This is a genomic window from Sabulibacter ruber, from assembly GCF_017355955.1.
Lineage (GTDB): Bacteria > Bacteroidota > Bacteroidia > Cytophagales > Hymenobacteraceae > Nibribacter > Nibribacter ruber_A.
In genome coordinates, this window is the sequence record NZ_JAFFID010000081.1 from 1 (window position 1) to 306 (window position 306).

Consider the following 306-nt stretch of genomic DNA (forward strand, 5'->3'; position numbering starts at 1 on the left):
CTCCCTGGCGGAGGACGCGGTGGCCGCCTCTGAAACGTTGAAGGCGCGGGGCTATGACCTGTCGGCCGATGAGCTTCAGCCGGCCACGGCGGGGGCCGGAGAATTGAACGACGACGCCCTCGACCGTGTGGTGGGCGGGACAGGCTCCACCCTGCCGCCTTTCGTGGGGATGGTGTTCTCGGATTACGCCCACGCCTGACAGGGCAGTCCGGCGGGCCATCACGCGAGCGCTCCCGCTTACCCCCGGCACCGCTCGCGCCAGGCTCCTTCCTCCCGGAGGGCGGAAGGAGCCTGGCCTCACGCGCT

The 306-nt window shown here is 70.9% G+C and carries 1 protein-coding gene; it reads left to right on the plus strand.

Annotated features, from left to right (window positions below; all coding sequences use genetic code 11):
• Positions 1–199: hypothetical protein (locus JT719_RS24535; RefSeq protein ID WP_207436415.1), on the plus strand; the 199-nt coding region annotated here is incomplete at its 5' end.
• Positions 200–306: the final 107 nt, after the last annotated feature.